Origin of the sequence: Curtobacterium sp. BNK-1 (genome assembly GCF_048685235.1) — a bacterium.
GTDB classification, from domain to species: domain Bacteria; phylum Pseudomonadota; class Gammaproteobacteria; order Enterobacterales; family Enterobacteriaceae; genus Pantoea; species Pantoea agglomerans.
Genome location: NZ_JBLQTJ010000002.1, coordinates 118,055 through 135,416 on the forward strand (window position 1 = coordinate 118,055; position 17,362 = coordinate 135,416).

A 17,362-nucleotide genomic window follows, 5' to 3' on the forward strand; every position below is an offset into this window, starting at 1 on the left:
TCATAACAAGCCATGAAAACCGCCACTGCGCCGTTACCACCGCTGCGTTCGGTCAAGGTTCTGGACCAGTTGCGTGAGCGCATACGCTACTTGCATTACAGTTTACGAACCGAACAGGCTTATGTCCACTGGGTTCGTGCCTTCATCCGTTTCCACGGTGTGCGTCACCCGGCAACCTTGGGCAGCAGCGAAGTCGAGGCATTTCTGTCCTGGCTGGCGAACGAGCGCAAGGTTTCGGTCTCCACGCATCGTCAGGCATTGGCGGCCTTGCTGTTCTTCTACGGCAAGGTGCTGTGCACGGATCTGCCCTGGCTTCAGGAGATCGGAAGACCTCGGCCGTCGCGGCGCTTGCCGGTGGTGCTGACCCCGGATGAAGTGGTTCGCATCCTCGGTTTTCTGGAAGGCGAGCATCGTTTGTTCGCCCAGCTTCTGTATGGAACGGGCATGCGGATCAGTGAGGGTTTGCAACTGCGGGTCAAGGATCTGGATTTCGATCACGGCACGATCATCGTGCGGGAGGGCAAGGGCTCCAAGGATCGGGCCTTGATGTTACCCGAGAGCTTGGCACCCAGCCTGCGCGAGCAGCTGTCGCGTGCACGGGCATGGTGGCTGAAGGACCAGGCCGAGGGCCGCAGCGGCGTTGCGCTTCCCGACGCCCTTGAGCGGAAGTATCCGCGCGCCGGGCATTCCTGGCCGTGGTTCTGGGTTTTTGCGCAGCACACGCATTCGACCGATCCACGGAGCGGTGTCGTGCGTCGCCATCACATGTATGACCAGACCTTTCAGCGCGCCTTCAAACGTGCCGTAGAACAAGCAGGCATCACGAAGCCCGCCACACCGCACACCCTCCGCCACTCGTTCGCGACGGCCTTGCTCCGCAGCGGTTACGACATTCGAACCGTGCAGGATCTGCTCGGCCATTCCGACGTCTCTACGACGATGATTTACACGCATGTGCTGAAAGTTGGCGGTGCCGGAGTGCGCTCACCGCTTGATGCGCTGCCGCCCCTCACTAGTGAGAGGTAGGGCAGCGCAAGTCAATCCTGGCGGATTCACTACCCCTGCGCGAAGGCCATCGGTGCCGCATCGAACGGCCGGTTGCGGAAAGTCCTCCCTGCGTCCGCTGATGGCCGGCAGCAGCCCGTCGTTGCCTGATGGATCCAACCCCTCCGCTGCTATAGTGCAGTCGGCTTCTGACGTTCAGTGCAGCCGTCTTCTGAAAACGACAAACTGGATGTCAGGCAAGGCGCATCACGCCGTCAGAATAGAGTCCGCTTTCACATTCTTTGACACATGCTTGCCAAGGTCATAGATTTCAGCCTGACAAATTCAAGGCTTCGGGCGCAATGGAACCAAAAACCAACGCAAGCCCTGCCGCCCATCCAGCCCATGGAGGCATCTTGCAGGGACAACGCATCGGTTACGTCCGGGTCAGCAGCTTCGACCAGAACCCGGAACGCCAACTTGAACAGGTCGAGGTCGGCAAGCTGTTCACCGACAAAGCCTCGGGCAAGGACACCCAGCGTCCCCAGCTGGAGGCCATGCTCGGTTTCGTTCGCGAAGGCGACACCGTGGTGGTGCACAGCATGGATCGCCTGGCACGAAACCTCGATGATTTGCGCCGCCTGGTGCAGAAGCTGACCCAGCGCGGTGTGCGCATCGAGTTCCTGAAGGAGGGCCTGGTGTTCACTGGCGAGGACTCGCCGATGGCCAACCTGATGCTGTCGGTGATGGGGGCCTTCGCTGAGTTCGAGCGCGCCCTGATCCGCGAGCGGCAGCGTGAGGGCATCGCCTTGGCCAAGCAGCGTGGCGCGTACCGGGGCCGCAAGAAAGCCCTGTCCGATGAGCAGGCTGCTACCCTGCGGCAGCGAGCGACGGCCGGCGAGCCCAAGGCGCAGCTTGCCCGCGAGTTCAACATCAGCCGGGAAACCCTCTACCAGTACCTCCGCACGGACGACTGACACATGCCGCGTCGCTTGATCCTCTCGGCCACGGAGCGGGACACCCTGCTTGCGCTGCCGGAAAGCCAGGATGACCTGATCCGCTACTACACCTTCAACGACTCCGACCTGTCGCTGATCCGCCAGCGACGCGGCGACGCCAACCGCCTCGGCTTCGCCGTGCAGCTCTGCCTGCTGCGCTACCCCGGTTACGCGCTGGGAACCGACAGCGAGCTGCCCGAGCCGGTCATCCTGTGGGTGGCGAAGCAAGTCCAGGCCGAGCCGGCGAGCTGGGCAAAGTACGGCGAGCGCGACGTGACCCGTCGCGAGCATGCCCAGGAACTGCGCACCTACCTGCAACTGGCCCCGTTCGGCCTGTCCGACTTCCGCGCCCTGGTGCGCGAGCTAACCGAGCTGGCCCAGCAGACCGACAAAGGCTTGCTGCTGGCCGGTCAGGCCCTGGAGAGCCTACGGCAGAAACGACGCATCCTGCCGGCGCTGAGCGTGATTGACCGGGCCTGCTCGGAAGCCATTGCGCGAGCCAATCGGCGGGTCTACCGCGCCCTGGTCGAACCACTCACGGACTCGCATCGGGCCAAGCTGGACGAGCTGTTGAAGCTCAAGGCCGGCAGCAGCATCACCTGGTTGACCTGGCTGCGCCAGGCACCGCTGAAACCCAACTCTCGGCACATGCTGGAACACATCGAGCGGCTGAAGACATTTCAGTTGGTGGACTTGCCCGAAGGCCTGGGCCGGCACATCCACCAGAACCGCCTGCTCAAGCTGGCCCGCGAGGGTGGGCAGATGACGCCCAAAGACCTCGGTAAGTTCGAGCCGCAGCGCCGCTACGCGACCCTGGCCGCCGTGGTGCTGGAGAGCACCGCGACCGTGATCGATGAGCTGGTCGATCTGCATGACCGCATCCTGGTCAAGCTGTTCAGCGGCGCGAAGCACAAGCATCAGCAGCAGTTCCAGAAGCAGGGCAAGGCGATCAACGACAAGGTGCGCCTGTACTCCAGGATCGGCCAGGCGCTGCTGGAAGCGAAGGAAAGCGGCAGCGACCCCTATGCCGCCATCGAGGCGGTGATTCCCTGGGACGAGTTCACCGAGAGCGTCAGCGAGGCCGAGCTGCTGGCCCGGCCGGAAGGCTTCGACCACCTGCACCTGGTCGGCGAGAACTTCGCCACCCTGCGCCGTTACACGCCGGCCTTGCTGGAGGTGCTGGAACTGCGCGCCGCGCCGGCCGCGCAAGGCGTGCTGGCAGCCGTGCAGACCCTGCGTGAGATGAACGCCGACAACCTGCGCAAGGTGCCGGCCGATGCACCCACGGCCTTCATCAAGCCGCGCTGGAAGCCGCTGGTGATCACCCCGGAAGGCCTCGACCGGAAATTCTACGAAATCTGCGCCCTGTCCGAGCTGAAGAACGCCCTGCGCTCCGGCGACATCTGGGTCAAGGGCTCGCGGCAGTTCCGCGACTTCGACGACTACCTGCTGCCGGCCGAGAAGTTCGCCGCACTCAAGCGCGAGCAGGCCCTGCCCCTGGCGATCAACCCGAACAGCGACCAGTACCTGGAAGAGCGTTTGCAGCTGCTGGACGAGCAGTTGGCCACCGTCACCCGCCTGGCCAAGGACAACGAGCTGCCCGATGCCATCCTCACCGAGTCAGGGCTGAAAATCACCCCGCTGGATGCGGCGGTGCCGGATCGGGCGCAGGCGCTGATCGACCAAACCAGCCAGTTACTGCCGCGCATCAAGATCACCGAACTGCTGATGGACGTGGACGACTGGACGGGCTTCAGCCGCCACTTCACCCACTTGAAGGACGGGGCCGAGGCCAAAGACAGGACGTTGCTGCTGTCCGCAATCCTCGGTGATGCGATCAACCTCGGGCTGACCAAGATGGCCGAGTCGAGCCCCGGCCTGACCTACGCCAAGCTGTCCTGGCTGCAAGCCTGGCACATCCGCGACGAAACCTATTCGGCGGCCTTGGCCGAGCTGGTCAACCACCAGTATCGCCACGCCTTTGCCGCCCACTGGGGCGACGGCACGACCTCATCCTCCGATGGCCAGCGCTTCCGCGCGGGTGGCCGGGGCGAGAGCACCGGGCACGTCAACCCGAAGTACGGTAGCGAGCCGGGACGGCTGTTCTATACCCATATCTCCGACCAGTACGCGCCGTTCAGCACCCGCGTGGTGAATGTCGGCGTCCGCGATTCCACCTATGTGCTCGACGGCCTGCTGTACCACGAGTCCGACCTGCGGATCGAGGAGCACTACACCGACACGGCCGGCTTCACCGATCACGTCTTTGCCCTGATGCACCTGCTAGGCTTCCGCTTCGCGCCGCGCATCCGCGACCTCGGCGAAACCAAGCTGTACGTGCCGCAGGGCGTGCAAGCCTACCCGACGTTGCGCCCGCTGATCGGCGGCACCCTGAACATCAAGCACGTGCGTGCCCACTGGGACGACATCCTGCGCCTGGCCAGCTCGATCAAGCAGGGCACCGTCACCGCCTCGCTGATGCTGCGCAAGCTCGGCAGCTACCCGCGCCAGAACGGACTGGCCGTGGCCCTGCGCGAGCTGGGCCGGATCGAGCGCACGCTGTTCATCCTGGACTGGCTGCAAAGTGTTGAACTGCGCCGCCGCGTGCATGCCGGCCTGAACAAAGGTGAGGCGCGCAACTCGCTGGCCAGGGCGGTGTTCTTCAACCGCCTTGGGGAAATCAGGGATCGGAGCTTCGAGCAGCAGCGCTACCGGGCCAGCGGCCTCAACCTGGTGACGGCGGCTATCGTGCTGTGGAACACGGTGTACCTGGAACGCGCCACCCAGGGGTTGGTCGAGGCCGGCAAGCCGGTGGACGGCGAGCTGCTGCAATTCCTGTCGCCGCTGGGCTGGGAGCACATCAACCTAACCGGCGATTACGTCTGGCGGCAGAGCCGCAGACTGGAAGACGGGAAGTTTCGGCCGCTAAGGCTGCCCGGAAAACCTTAGCGTACGATTTTTTCCGTTTTCTCTATTCGCCCCCAGTACGCCAATCAGCATGCTCACCAGGATAATCACCTGTCCGGCTCGCACCACAAACATTTTCAGCCGTTGCCAGGTCTGCAACAGCAGGCTTTTGAGGTGAGGCCGGTGATAGACCGGCAATTCCATGATAAACGGCGAGGCTTCTCCGCCCAGCAGGGTATGCTTAAGCACCAGCCCGGTCGCGATGGCCACCACAATGCCCAGCAGATAGAGGGAGAAAACCAGGCTGGAACTGTGGGTGTTAAAGAATGCCGCAGCGAAAACCGCAAAAATCGCCAGCCGTGCGCCACATGACATAAAAGGCGCAATCAACACCGTCAGCAGACGCTCACGCGGTGTATCCAGCGTCCGTGTCCCCATGACCGACGGGACATTACAGCCAAAGCCGACAATCAGCGGCACAAAGGATTTTCCCGGCAGGCCCAGTGACTGCATCAGACGATCCATCACAAAAGCGGCGCGCGCCATGTAGCCGGAGTCTTCAAGGAAAGCGAGGAACAGGAACATCAGGCCAATCTGCGGAATGATCGGCAGCACGGTATTGATACCGGCACCGATACCCTGCGCCAGGAAAACCGTCAGCCAGTCAGGGAAGTGGCAGACATAGCCCAGCCATTGCGCACCATGAATGAATATCGCCACCGAACTGCTGTCGAACAGTGGCTGTAGCGCAGCACCGATGTTAATTGAAAGCACGAACATTACATACATCACCGCCAGGAATATCGGAATGCCCAGCCAGCGGTTCAGCACAATTTTATCGATCCTGCGGGTCAGACCGGCGGGCATTGCGTGATGAATGTTACTCACTGCCGCGCAAAGCGCATTGATGGTGCGATAGCGGTAATCGGCAATCTGTACGCCGGTCTCTCCTCCGGCCTGCTGCATAATCTCGGGCAAATGCGGAACCAGCGCCGGACAAAGTTTCTGACTGTTGATATCCCCTTCCAGCAGTTGCAAGGCCAGCCAGTAGCGTTTTTGTGGGGCTATGGCGGCTGGCATCTGTTGGCAGAGCTGCTCAATGGCCGTTTCAATCGCGGCCGGATAACGTACCCGTTCCGGTGCGCGGTAAATATGGGGCTGGTCAATCAGCGCTTTGAGCTGGGCAATGCCATCACCTTTGGTTGAGGTCAGTGAAACGACCGGACATCCGAGATGAGCTGACAGTGCTGCGACATCAATAGTGATGTTCTGGCTGGCGGCAATATCCTGCATGTTCAAAACGACAATGCAGGGCACGCCCAGTTCCAGCAGCTGAAAGGTCAGGAACAGATTACTTTCCAGACTGGAGGCATCGACGACGTTAATCACCACATCGGCGTGATCCTGATAGAGATACTGGCAGGCGATGCTCTCATCTATCGAGCTTTCAGCAGATAGCGTTGTCAGCGATCGGGTGCCTGGCAGATCGATAAGCCTGACATCTGACTGCGCGGTAAAAAATTGACCCTCTTTGCGCTCAACCGTGACGCCAGCCCAGTTCCCGACCCGCTGTCGGGCACCGGTGAGCTGATTAAACAGCGTGGTTTTGCCGGTATTAGGGTTACCAATCAGCCCGATGGTTATCTTCTTCATCAGACGATTTCCTCCAGGATGATGTCATCCAGGTCACGCTGCCGCACCGCCAGGCTGACACGGCGGGTAGAGATCTGCACCGGATCGCCCATTGGCGCCACGCGAATGATCTCAATAACTGCGCCGGGAAGCATACCCATTGTCAGTAATTTCTGGCGCCAGGCGGAATTTACCGATGGCTGATAGCCAAGGATCCGGTAGGTGCTGCCCATATTCATTGCCATATCACGCCCTGCCTAAAAGTAAGAAGTACTCATTCTATAAATGATACTCGTTTCGGTTTTTGATCTGGCATCGGGCAGGCAGAAGAAAACGGCCGTCAGGGTCAACGGCAGGTCAACAGCGCATTAAATGGGGGTTCTTCCAGGCGCGGGTTCAACAGTTAAAGGCGGATGTGGAGAATGTAGAATCATTCCCGCACTCTAGCAGAGAGTATCCATTTAGTTACATCATTCAATCTGCCGTAAATAACTATTACGGCCCTTCGGGCCGTGCGGGGCGGCTGGTCAATGAGCACTCGGATTCACAGAACGGCTCCGTTCAGGTTTAATCAAAAAACCAATCTGGCAGGATAGCGCCGGTAACGTAATCTGCTCAAATAGGGTGTTGTAACTAAATTGCGGCTGCTGTAATGAAAGAAAGGCGTCCTGGAAGGATCATTTTCACAATGGCAGTGCCCTGATTTTCAGGCCACCGCCAGATGATGAGCGAATAAAAATTACTTAAGAACCCGAACCGTTTTTACATCAATCTCAACACTGTTCCAGTCTTTATCAACTTCACCTTCAAGACGGACTTTATCACTCGGTGATAACGATTGTCCCATCCAGCGCTTGTCATCAATATCGACATTAATCGTTCCGGTAGCATCTTTGAACTCATAAAGTTCATGCCCCACTTGTCTGATGATGTTACCTTCCAGCACGACCCATGCGTCATCACGCAGCGTCTTAACCTGAGCGACAGAAGAGACGCCGGGTGTCGGACCTTTAAATCCGCCCTGAGAATACCCCTGCCCTGCTGGATTAACAAAACCTTCCTGTGCAGCAACTCCAAAACTCATACCGGCAAACAATGCTGCTAAAAGAAACTTTTTCATATTTATCTCCGTTAAAATTGTCGGGCTAATTTACGATGCAGATCTTAACGGGATCTTAAGAAAATTGATTACCTCCATGTGTTTTAAAAATGTAATGAGCATGATGCGCACGATAAATCCGCATCAGAAAAACAATCAAAGTTAAATCCATGTTGTTAACAAAATAAATTGATAGATAAACAGTTACGTGAGAGCTGAACTTTTAACATTCACTGTATTATGGTCATTGTTACGCTTTCACTTTGCATCATTTTTTATAAATCCCATAGCTAACATGTCTGTTAACGGATATTATTTCCTGGCATAGATATATCCCAGTATTAAAACATTATGTATCGCAGTTTTGCTCATTAACTATTTTTTTCTTTTTACAACCACTCAACTGAGTGGTTTTTTTCTATGCCCGGTTCCCGATGATAGTAACAGAACCCAGTAACGCTGCGTATGCAGTGTATCGACAACGGCTCCCATTCGGAATGCAGCCCTTTCTGGCATTAAAAGGGGAAGAATGTTGCCTGATACTGTCTGAAAATGCATAAACAGAAGAGGAGAGTGGTGATAGCCTGATGCCCACCCAAACTGACAAGAGATAAAGGATCATGCGGAATTTACCGAAGTTCGGAGATTCGCCAGCGTGAGCCTACGAGTAAATGAGTTTAATTCAGTCTTTGAGCATCAGCCTATGCTTCTTTCAGATTCATTTTTGCGGATTCGAGCTTAAGTTTCTTTTCCTCTACCTTGCTGGTTTTCTTCCTGATTCTCTCAGTACGACCTTCTGCCTTCGCTTCCGCAAGTACTGGTCGCAAAACAATCAATACCCGCCATGGTTGCTTACTCCTGAGCAACCCATGATATTGATCCAGATCATTATCATCCTGATAAAGAGGCAAACTGCCGGATTGTTAGCATGTCGTTTAACAATCACAGCGAATAATGCCGCATCTTCTTAAAAAGAAACGACAGGAAAGTAAAATGACATCTTTTAATTCTGGCAAGAAATTCGCTTTTGCTATTGCGATGATAACTTCTGTTATGTCCCTTTCCGCCTGCTCAAGCAATTATGTGATCTCCACCAACGATGGGCACATGATTACGACTCATGGCAAACCCGCAAAAGATAAAGAAACAGGCATGATCTCTTATAAAGACACGGATGGAAACATGCATCAGTTACAACAGCACGATGTTAAAGAGATTGTGCAAAAGTAAACCTGCTTTAATAGCAATCTTAATCATTATCCTGAAAATCTGATTCTGTGGGAAAACTGAGCAATGAAATTTTCTGTAATTGGCTTTGGCTTATTATTGTGTGCATCCTCCTCAGCCATGGCCATTGGCCTGAATGCCGAACAAAGTAAAAACACCTCGGTGCTGGACGCAGAAATCGGCCGTTCATCCGGCGGGCTTTATGTTGATGGTCAGTGGATCAAAAATACGGCGGATGGTGTTCAGATTGGTCAGGCGGGTACCGGTTATAACCTTGAAATTGGACCTGTGATGCTGACGGCTGGCGTTAAAGCCGCTTACATCGGCGGCAAAAAAGGAGATAACGGCGTTGCGTTTCCTGTTGGCGGCGGTGTGAAAATCAATCTGCCCGCTAATTTTGCGTTGTATGGAGAAGGTTATTCCGCCCCGGAACAGCTGACCAACAGCGTTAAGAATTTCGTTGAGGCCAATGGCGGTGTCAGCTGGTCACCTGTGGATCCACTGGTTTTAAAAGTGGGTTATCGCTATGCGGGTGTTGATGGCAAAGATGGACGTCCGGGTCATACCCTGATCGATGGTCCCTATATCGGTGGCGGCCTGACATTTTAACGTCGGATGACTCTTCCCTTTTTTTGTGGTGAGGAAACCCTGCCGATCGGTTTCCTTACTCAATCACTCGTCTCAACTCAGGCGGGGAGCACTGAGAAACAGATTATGAAACCTCTTATGCTGATGTTATTTACTCTCTGTCTGACCGGATGTGTGCAGTATAAATGGGTCAAGCCAGATGCATCTGAACAGCAGGAAACAATAACGGAAACAGCCTGTCGGGCCCAGGCACTGCGGGATTTACCCCCTGACAATGTCGTTAGCGGTAAATACACCTCAAAAGACAGTAAATATAAAACCACTGACACCGATTACTCCACCAGCGACGCCAATGAAAGCCAGCGAGAGATACTGGTTAAAGATTGTATGTTTAAAAGAGGCTGGCAACAGATCGAGGTACAGCAATAGCCCCATTCCCCTGACTGAGGCTAGGTCAATCCCTGGCCGGCTTTGATCAGCGTCAGAGGTCAGGTTCAGGTTTTATTTCTGTATCATCCTCTTGCCGATCAGTACGCTGCCGCCGGCACCGTTCCGAGCAATACAACACCTCGTCCCAGCATCGTTCCCACTTTTTTCGCCATGACATCGGTTTATTACACGTTTTGCAGTAGCGAACCGGTAATGACTTTTTATTGCCTTTGAACACGCCAGTCTCTCCTGAAAACCCCTTATAACGCTGACAATAGCGTCTCTTATACGGTTTAGCTTGCTTGTGAGTAAGTATTGAGGGCAATTGAGATCGCACTGTTTACCGCTTCATCGGCGCATAAGGCAATATGGTACCCGGATGATGTGGCTCAGGTTGCCTTGATTAGCGGACAGCCTCTCTGGCCCCATACGGCGGCTAAAAAGTCATTACGCCCGTAAATAATCAATCCAGGGTCATACAGGTCACGCGTGATTCTGACTGTTTTATCCCCCTTTACTGGGGTTTGTCTCTCCAGGCTTTTAAAACAAAGCCATAACCCGTCTGGTGATGATCGCCTTAACCAGAACGTTAATTAAGTGATAAATTAATCTGATTTCATGACCTTACATATAGTCTGAATAAATCAGCCGCCTGATGGTTATTTTTTAGTAATTTTGCTATGCGTCCTTTACAACCCTATTATGGTGGCCTCATGGACATATCCAGCTTTATCTGGAGAAGTATGCACGGTGACTGCCTCTCGGAACAAAGCAGCTCCGTGATTAGCGAAGCGATTCCGCTGGAAAAGCGGCGTGAAAGCCCGGTTTATCCATAACGTAACTAAATTATTGAACATCATCAGATGAGGCACCTTTTTGACATTTTGAGCGAAGAGTGTAAAAAAAAGAGTAACTTTACTTTTGTTTAAGGGTCTTACGTTAATTACAGTTTAAACTCTTTGAGAAAGCGATTAATATGTTGGCGTTGAACTATCGGTTCTGTATTTTGATTCTTCGAAGGCAAGCATCTTAAAAAAGCAGGTCTGACGAAAAGCATCAGCGTGAACCCGCTCTGTATTTTATTATCTGAACATGACTATGGTGACTTTGATGAGTGACACTCTCAACAGCTTGAATAATATCCGTACCCTTCGCGCAAACGCTCGCGAACTTGACCTTGCTGCCCTGGAAGAAATGCTGGAAAAACTGTCGGTTGTGGTGAGTGAGCGACGTGAAGAAGCACAGGCTTCTGAAGCAGCTAATCGTGAAAAAGCTGAGAAACTGGCAAAATACCGTGAATTACTGTTGCAGGAAGGTATCGATCCTAACGAACTGTTAAATGGTATGCCGACTGCACCAGCCGTGAAGAAAAAACGCGCTCCTCGTCCGGCTAAATATCAGTACACCGACGAAAATGGTGAGGTTAAGCAGTGGACTGGCCAGGGCCGTACCCCATCTGCTATTAAATCTGCCATTGATGCAGGTAAATCGCTGGATGATTTCCTGATTTAATTCAGTATGCATAATGAAACACCGCCTGCGTCAGGCAGGCGGTTTTTTCACCATAAATCGTCAGGCTCAAGCATCTCAATTACCGGCCAGCCTGTACCCTTTCCTTTCTCATCTTGATATTGTCTCTCCATCCATAATCCTGCTCAGGCGTTACCCTGAACTCAATAACTGAAAAGCTTTACGCAGTCACGCAACAGATAATGGGATTCATTCTGTTCTCTCAACCGCTTTATTTATTCAGCGATTGCGTGTTGCGGGCTGTGATAATTTCCAGTCCGATCTGCTGACCATAAGAGAGCTCAAGCGTATTGCCATCAGGATCGGCAAAAAATGCCCAGTAGCCGACTGGCACACCAGATTGCTGCGCGTCGCGTCGCAACACACCTTCGAGCCGAGCGAGTGCCACTTTTTCATCTATCTCTTCACGGCTGCTACAGGCCACGCCTATATGACCAAATGGACCCAGCGGCGTATCTTCATTGTTGTCAGATTGCACCAGCACCAGCGCAAAAGGTCGGGTTAAATCCGACAGCCATGCCACTTTCTGTGCTTCAGGAATGCCAGGTTTACGCTGATGTATCACCTGCATCCCGGCATAACGCTGATAAAAATCTACGCTCTTCTCTAAATCCCGTACCTGTAAAGCAAGATGAGTGAAACCGGTATCGTTTGACATGGCCGCTCCCTGTTTAAGTTGAGCTGTCACCATGCCACAGGCAGGATTCAGGATTTGATCACGGATGCTCAGCCGCTAGGTTCTTCACACATGGCCTGGTTACGCCCTGCCCGTTTCGCGTGATACAAAGCCTCATCCGCGCGCGCTATCAGCGATTCTTTTTCCTGTTGTGAGTCTGAAGCAAGATAGACGGCGCAGCCTGCACTCAGGGTGACGTGCTTTTGCGGCAGTTCCGTGGTGAGATGCGGAATATCGAGCCTGTCAACGGCGTCGATGATCAATTCAGCGAAGTTCAAGGCGGCTGACAACGGCTGTCCGGGCAGAATAATGGCAAACTCTTCGCCGCCATATCGGGCCGTAAGTTCGTTTTTGCGGCGGGCGGCGTTTTTCAGAACAGTAGCCACTTTTTTCAGGCAGTCGTCACCCGCCACATGGCCGTAGGTATCGTTGAAACGTTTAAAATAATCGATATCGAGCAGGATTAATGACACCGGCTGGCCACTGCGCTCCGCGTTCTGCAGGCATTCAGTCAGCATGTGATCAAAATGGCGCCGGTTGGCAACACCCGTCAGCCCGTCACTCTGTGCCAGATTTTCCAGTGCGCGATTAGCCGCGGTCAGATCATCGCGTAATCGGGTCAGCTCAAGCTGATAACGCAGCGTATGCCGTGCCTGACGCAGTACAAATGCACCCAGTAAAAGAATAACAATCAGCAGCGCCAGGCTCAGAATCAGATCATGTACCCAGCTTTTGAGCCAGTGGTTAAACAGCGCGCGCTTGTCATATCCCGCGGCCACCACCAGCGGGTATCGCTGTGAGCGGACAAAGCCAAAGATGCGTTTTTTACCATCAAGCGCAGCGGTCCACTGACCGCTGCCTTTATCCGCATGGGCCAGCATCCTGAGGAAAAGCGGACTCACTGAGAGGTTTTTGCCGATGTAGCTATCCGGCATCGGACGGGCGTAAAGCACGGTACTGTCTGCCAGCATCAGTACCAGTACATCGCCTTCGCTAAGTTCATAATAGCTGTAGAAACGGCGGAAATAGTCCACTTTGACGGTGGCGAGTAAGACGCCCCGAAAGCCGTTAAAGGCATCGTTCACACGCAGCGTAACCGGGATCACCAGCTCGTGAGTGGTGCGGCTGCGAAGCACCGGGCCGACGTGCAGGGTATCGCGCGGGCTGGTGCGGTGATAATCGAAATATTCACGATCGGAATTATTGATGTCAGGCGGTATCCGGCTCATAGAAGTGGCTATCCATTTCCCCTGCGCATCATAGTAGAACAAGCCGTGTAGTTGTGGCAGGTGGCTCTGCAACAGGCGCATCGTCTGGCTCAGCGACTCGCCATCTACACCGGTTGTGGCAATCTGCTTTTCGAGCTCGCGTTGCACCTCGCGCAAAGAGAGCTCGGTCTGCAAAAAAGTATCGTCCGCCTGGCGCGCCTGTGACAGCGACAGATTAACCGCCGTATCTTCAGCTTTATCGACGGTTTCATTCCAGTCTTCCCGCAGCGTCCACACATTTAAGCCAATCACCGCCACGCTGAGCAATACGCCTGAAAGGATAATACTTCTTAGCAGCGGCGAGATTTTTGGCGCTGAACCCTCATTTTTTGGCGAAACTTCATGCCTGTCCTTAATAAACCCTGTTGACTGATTTAAGCACAGTTAATCAAAAGCAAAAATGCAAATCCCACAATCCTGTTTCAACAATGATAATCCGCAATTAACCAGCAGATTTCGCTTAAAATTTCTTCTTTATTGGTTCAACCAGCACCATTAATAGAGGATTAATAGCGAATAAGACTACACTAGCGCTTCAAATATCACGTGGTTAAATGTTACCCTTGCCAGCTGAATAATTTGCACTTCATTGATTAAGTTGAGTATTTGAGGATTTGTTATGAGTAAGAACCTGAGCAGCCTGAACAATATCCGCACGCTTCGTGCAGAGGCGCGCAATATGGCTTTAGATATGCTGGAAGAGTTACGCCAGAAATTAGAGACCGTGGTAAATGAACGTCGTGAAGAGGAAAACGCGCGGGCAGCGGAAGCCCGTGAGAAAGCAGAAAAACTGGCGTTCTACCAGGAGCTGTTAATGGAAGAAGGGATTAACCCGGCGGAGCTGGTGAATAGCGCATCCCCCTCGGTAACCGGCAAAAAGAAACGCGCAAAGCGTCCGGCGAAATACCGTTACAATGACGAAAATGGTCAGGTTCGTTACTGGACGGGTCAGGGCCGAACGCCCTCCGTAATTAAAGCGGCCATTGAAAACGGCCAGTCGCTGGATGATTTCCTGCTGTAGTCGCATTTATTTCTGCCGGAATAGTGACCGTCATTACGCGGGAATATTCCGGCAGGCAAAGTCACAGGCGCAGAAATTCATCCGGGCCTGGTCACTCATCGTCCTGTCGTAATGTCTCATCACTCATCACCGGATGCGGCCCCCGAAATGTCCGGCGCCACTCGCTGGGAGAGACGCCAAACCGGGATTTAAAACGCTGACGAAATGATACGGGCGAATCAAAACCCGCCTTTTCTGCCACACATTCAATGCTGATGCCGGTGGTTTCGAGTAATAGCTGGCTGCGTTGCAGACGCTCTGCTGTCAGCCACTCTCCCAGGGACATGCCTGTCGCCTTGTGAAAATGACGCGTCAGCGTTCGCCTGCTCATGCCAAGCGTCCGCGAAAGTGAGTCAAGATCCTGTGGCTGATCCAGCTTCTGTCGCAGGGAAGCCAGCAACGCGTTGATCTTACTGTCACGCGTTGTTTCCGGAACCGGTCGCTCAATGAACTGCGCCTGACCGCCTTCACGGTAAGGCGGCACCACCATGCGTCTGGCTACCCGATTAGCCATGGCGCTGCCATAGTGGTGACGGATGATATCCAGACAGCAGTCGATGCCCGCCGCGGTGCCGGCAGAGGTGATCAGACGAGTGTCACGGGTATAAAGAGCATTACTGTCGAGGTGAACCTGTGGAAAGCGCTCGCTGAAGTCACGCTCAAATTCCCAGTGAGTGGCAGCACGATGCTTATCGAGCAAACCTGCATAAGCCAGTACGTAAGTGCCCAGACATAGTCCAACGATCTCTGCGCCGCGCTGCCAGGCTGCCACCAGCTTATCAAGCAGCGCCTGCGCAGGTTTTTCAGCCGGATTATGCCAGTAGGGCACGATAATAATGTCCGCCTGATCAAGCGGGTCAAGACCCTGTTCCACCGTAATTGACAACCCCATCTCTGAGATGACCGGGCCTGGTTTCAGTGCGCAGATATCGACATGAAACAGATCCGGCTGCGGCAGGGCTGAGCCGAACAGAATACAGGGAACTGAAAAATGAAACGGACTAAAACCGGCCGTTGCCAGCACCGCGACTCTCAGAGCAGCCATCCTCTCCCCCTTATTGTGTGAAAGCGTAGTGTTGAGAACTCACGGCACAATTGTGCCGGTTTAGTGCCACGACGCTCAGAACGTCATTGTTTCACCATCTTCCGGGATCAGCACCTGGTCAGCAATACCCTGTTCGGTAGTCCAGGCTCGCAGCTCTGCGCGCGTCAGCAAACAGTGGTTGATCGCCTCCATGTGTGAGGCAACCAGCGTTGCGTCAGGCAGGATATTCAGCGTGCGCTGGGTATCCTCTTTTCCCATGATAATCGGCCCATAGAGATCGTTGGTTGCATTGCCGATATTCATTACCACCACCTGCGGCTGAAAACGTTGCAGCGCTCTGACATAGGGTTTGACCCATACGGTATCGCCAGCTATATAGAGGGTTTTTTCTGCCGGATGGGTAAAGACCAGGCCACAGGCGTCACCCAGAATATCGCCCATCACTTTGTCGGCATATAACGCATTGCTGCCGTGCTGACCGTCGGTTTTATAAATCGTCAGGCCATCAACAAACGGATTCTCATCCTGCAGCACGCGAACATTTTCAAACCCCTGCGAACGAATCAGCGCTGCATCCGTTTCATCCTGGCTGTAGATCATCATCGTCTTCGGCACTAGCTGCTGCGCAGCCTCATCCCAGTGATCCATATGCGTGTGGGTGATAATAACCACATCGACTGCCAGCAGTGCAGCGACCGGGACAGGCAGCTCAACCATCGGATTTCTCAGATGGGGACGGGCATTTCCGGCAAATCCGGGCCAGGCCTCTTTTTCGGCCAGCATCGGGTCGATCAGGAATTTTTTGCCTGCATAGTCCAGTAGCAGGGTGGCATTACGAATCTGGGTCAGCTTCATTTTGGCTCCGTAAACAGTTTCAGTGAAATCAGCCAGGCTTACTGGCTACCATAAGATCACTTTACGGCACTGTTTACCTGCGCGTGACAGGCTCAGAGGACAGTGTTCGATGGAAACGGGCCAAACTGCACTATTTTCTTGTGGCAGGGTATCTATCGGTGCTGGCGTCGCGACGAGACAGCCCTGAATGTTCAGGAATGGCAGGCGTTCCGGAAGTTGCTTTTAACTCTTTACCGACAACGATAACGCTTTCTTCCGGTGTCTGTTTAAAGCATTGCCGGTTAAGGTATTAGTAGCTCTGGTGGGTCCCGGACCTGTGTTCTGATTATCAACCTTTGACAGGAGAGTTTGTGAACGACTTATGGAAATTGCACTGGCTTGAGGCATCGGGTGATGTTGGGCCCTATAAATCGTCAATAGTCAGGGCCGCTGAGCTCGCCTGCGAGCACCTCTCCTCCGTGACACGTGTCCCTCGTCTGGATATTCTGGTTCAGTGCATGCCGGAGGCAGTAATACCTGAAACCGGTTTTGCAGGCCGGGCTTACGGGCCCACCCTGTTCGGCCTGGCCATTGACCCGGCAAATCCGAATCTGCCCGGGATGCTGGAAAATGGCACGCTGGTGCGGCATATCGTGCATGAAGTCCATCACTGTTTGCGAATGCGCGGGCCGGGATATGGCTGGACGCTGGGTGAAGCGCTGGTCAGCGAAGGTCTGGCGGGTCAGTTCGTCTGCTGGCTGCTTAAAACGGCAGCAGAGCCCTGGGAGCAAGCCATAGAGCTAAGCGAGTTGCAGGCTAATCCAGTGCCGCTGACCACGCTGCAAAGTCCTCATTATGATCATTCTGCCTGGTTCTTCGGCACGGGTGACTTTCGCCGATGGTATGGCTATACGTTGGGCTACCAGATGGTTGCCGCATGGCGACGTGATAACGCGGAATGCGCTACAGAGAAATGGTTCAGCGTGACAGCCGATGAGGTGATTGCCGCGGGGCTGGCTAAGGGATTGCTGACAAATTGAGGATAAAAAAATGCCGCAGCAGGCTGCGGCATGTCATTTCAGATT

The 17,362-nt window shown here is 54.1% G+C and carries 17 protein-coding genes; 9 read left to right on the plus strand and 8 right to left on the minus strand.

The genetic code is table 11. From position 1 onward, the window contains the following. Positions 1-12: 12 nt before the first annotated feature. The 3 genes from intI1 (at position 13) to ACMGGP_RS19610 (ending at position 4,931) form a co-directional block, all read left to right on the plus strand. Positions 13-1,026: a class 1 integron integrase IntI1 gene (gene intI1, locus ACMGGP_RS19600; protein WP_000845048.1), complete on the plus strand. Its 1,014-nt coding sequence runs from the start codon at positions 13-15 to the stop codon at positions 1,024-1,026. A gap of 374 nt (positions 1,027-1,400) precedes the next feature. Beyond that, complete coding sequence (locus tag ACMGGP_RS19605; protein WP_039615448.1) at positions 1,401-1,961, plus strand: recombinase family protein; 561 nt, start codon at positions 1,401-1,403, stop codon at positions 1,959-1,961. A gap of 3 nt (positions 1,962-1,964) precedes the next feature. Next, positions 1,965-4,931 carry a Tn3 family transposase gene (locus ACMGGP_RS19610; protein ID WP_039615449.1) on the plus strand — a complete coding sequence of 989 codons (2,967 nt, stop codon included), beginning with the start codon at positions 1,965-1,967 and terminating at the stop codon, positions 4,929-4,931. Here ACMGGP_RS19610 and feoB read toward each other — a convergent pair. From feoB to ACMGGP_RS19625, 3 genes are all read right to left on the minus strand, one after another. Beyond that, the gene (gene feoB / locus ACMGGP_RS19615) at positions 4,908-6,542 is read right to left on the minus strand and encodes a Fe(2+) transporter permease subunit FeoB (protein WP_498798749.1); all 1,635 of its coding nucleotides are present in this window, start codon (positions 6,540-6,542) and stop codon (positions 4,908-4,910) included. The two genes, ACMGGP_RS19610 and feoB, sit on opposite strands and share 24 nt — an antisense overlap. After that, positions 6,542-6,766 (minus strand): FeoA domain-containing protein, encoded by a 225-nt coding sequence (locus tag ACMGGP_RS19620; RefSeq protein WP_187512494.1) that lies wholly within the window; start codon positions 6,764-6,766, stop codon positions 6,542-6,544. The genes feoB and ACMGGP_RS19620 overlap by 1 nt, the downstream gene beginning before the upstream one ends. Before the next feature lie 494 nt (positions 6,767-7,260). After that, positions 7,261-7,641 (minus strand): YgiW/YdeI family stress tolerance OB fold protein, encoded by a 381-nt coding sequence (locus tag ACMGGP_RS19625; RefSeq protein WP_010257071.1) that lies wholly within the window; start codon positions 7,639-7,641, stop codon positions 7,261-7,263. 972 nt (positions 7,642-8,613) lie between these two features. On the opposite strand from ACMGGP_RS19625, the gene ACMGGP_RS19630 reads away from it, so the two are divergent. The 3 genes from ACMGGP_RS19630 (at position 8,614) to ACMGGP_RS19640 (ending at position 9,864) form a co-directional block, all read left to right on the plus strand. Next, positions 8,614-8,850, plus strand: coding sequence for a YgdI/YgdR family lipoprotein (locus tag ACMGGP_RS19630; protein ID WP_010257065.1), 237 nt, complete (start codon positions 8,614-8,616; stop codon positions 8,848-8,850). Between the two features lie 63 nt (positions 8,851-8,913). After that, on the plus strand, positions 8,914-9,456 hold the full coding sequence (locus ACMGGP_RS19635) for a YfaZ family outer membrane protein (protein WP_010257062.1): 543 nt from the start codon (positions 8,914-8,916) through the stop codon (positions 9,454-9,456). Positions 9,457-9,561: 105 nt separating this feature from the next. Beyond that, on the plus strand, positions 9,562-9,864 hold the full coding sequence (locus tag ACMGGP_RS19640) for a hypothetical protein (protein WP_029519489.1): 303 nt from the start codon (positions 9,562-9,564) through the stop codon (positions 9,862-9,864). A 52-nt stretch (positions 9,865-9,916) separates the two neighbouring features. On the opposite strand, the gene ACMGGP_RS19645 is transcribed toward ACMGGP_RS19640, so the two are convergent. Then, complete coding sequence (locus ACMGGP_RS19645; RefSeq protein ID WP_498798750.1) at positions 9,917-10,201, minus strand: DUF2256 domain-containing protein; 285 nt, start codon at positions 10,199-10,201, stop codon at positions 9,917-9,919. A 773-nt stretch (positions 10,202-10,974) separates the two neighbouring features. On the opposite strand from ACMGGP_RS19645, the gene ACMGGP_RS19650 reads away from it, so the two are divergent. Continuing rightward, on the plus strand, positions 10,975-11,376 hold the full coding sequence (locus tag ACMGGP_RS19650; protein ID WP_010257055.1) for an H-NS family histone-like protein: 402 nt from the start codon (positions 10,975-10,977) through the stop codon (positions 11,374-11,376). A 229-nt stretch (positions 11,377-11,605) separates the two neighbouring features. Here ACMGGP_RS19650 and ACMGGP_RS19655 read toward each other — a convergent pair whose 3' ends face one another. Together ACMGGP_RS19655 and ACMGGP_RS19660 are read right to left on the minus strand one after the other, a co-directional pair. Then, a complete protein-coding gene (locus ACMGGP_RS19655; RefSeq protein ID WP_010671933.1) occupies positions 11,606-12,052 on the minus strand; it encodes a VOC family protein in 447 nt (148 codons plus the stop codon). A gap of 68 nt (positions 12,053-12,120) precedes the next feature. Beyond that, entirely contained in the window at positions 12,121-13,596 is a 1,476-nt protein-coding gene (locus ACMGGP_RS19660) for a sensor domain-containing diguanylate cyclase (RefSeq protein WP_498798751.1), read from the minus strand. 361 nt (positions 13,597-13,957) lie between these two features. Between ACMGGP_RS19660 and ACMGGP_RS19665 the strand changes: the two genes are divergently transcribed. Further along, positions 13,958-14,359 (plus strand): H-NS family histone-like protein, encoded by a 402-nt coding sequence (locus ACMGGP_RS19665; protein ID WP_010257048.1) that lies wholly within the window; start codon positions 13,958-13,960, stop codon positions 14,357-14,359. Between the two features lie 91 nt (positions 14,360-14,450). On the opposite strand, the gene ACMGGP_RS19670 is transcribed toward ACMGGP_RS19665, so the two are convergent. Together ACMGGP_RS19670 and ACMGGP_RS19675 are read right to left on the minus strand one after the other, a co-directional pair. After that, positions 14,451-15,443: a GlxA family transcriptional regulator gene (locus tag ACMGGP_RS19670; RefSeq protein WP_045139854.1), complete on the minus strand. Its 993-nt coding sequence runs from the start codon at positions 15,441-15,443 to the stop codon at positions 14,451-14,453. Between the two features lie 75 nt (positions 15,444-15,518). Further along, a complete protein-coding gene (locus ACMGGP_RS19675; RefSeq protein WP_346437355.1) occupies positions 15,519-16,298 on the minus strand; it encodes an MBL fold metallo-hydrolase in 780 nt (259 codons plus the stop codon). Between the two features lie 350 nt (positions 16,299-16,648). Here ACMGGP_RS19675 and ACMGGP_RS19680 point away from each other — a divergent pair, with 350 nt between their 5' ends. Beyond that, entirely contained in the window at positions 16,649-17,317 is a 669-nt protein-coding gene (locus ACMGGP_RS19680; RefSeq protein WP_031292291.1) for a DUF2268 domain-containing putative Zn-dependent protease, read from the plus strand. Positions 17,318-17,362: the final 45 nt, after the last annotated feature.